Here is a 503-nt window from a genome sequence, read left to right as displayed (position 1 = left end):
ATAACGGTCGACTCCCTACTTCCAACGTCACGCAGTCCTGCCGCTCGAAGGAGGTTAACAGGGTAGTAGCTCCTTGCAAGGAACGCTGGATGCAGAGTCAGTAGGAAAACGCCCTCTCCTCTCGGCTTGCTTCCCTCGGGCAACGCGCGAATGGCTGCCTCGACTGTCGCGATAGAGTCGCCGATCATCGCACGGGTATCAGCGATTTGATAAGGGCGCTTTTTTGGACCCGATCCGCGCTTGATCTCACTCGCAGTGGCTAGCTTCTCGCCACCGCTAAGCAATAGGTTTCTCTCAGCCATTTTTTATATCCCCGCTTTTAAAGTCTTTAATCACCCTTCCAACTGTCGGATGAGTGATATCGAGCTCTTCCGCAATCTTCCGTTGCGACGCGCCACGTAACCACAGCTGGATGATTCTCATATTGCGCATCGTAGGCGCCAACGCATCTTCGTTCGTTGCAGAATCGAGAGCGATCTCGAGAATCGTCTGATCAAGATCCC

1 protein-coding gene is annotated in these 503 nt (G+C 53.5%); it reads right to left on the bottom strand.

The window, feature by feature from the left end:
- Positions 1-294 precede the first annotated feature (294 nt).
- Positions 295-503, bottom strand: a 209-nt coding sequence (locus tag SB753_RS34660; RefSeq protein WP_410804548.1) for a helix-turn-helix domain-containing protein, incomplete at its 5' end; no start/stop codon positions are given.

Origin of the sequence: Paraburkholderia sp. SIMBA_053 (assembly GCF_046534895.1) — a bacterium.
Taxonomy (GTDB): domain Bacteria; phylum Pseudomonadota; class Gammaproteobacteria; order Burkholderiales; family Burkholderiaceae; genus Paraburkholderia; species Paraburkholderia caledonica.
This window is presented reverse-complemented; position numbering and strand designations above follow the sequence as displayed.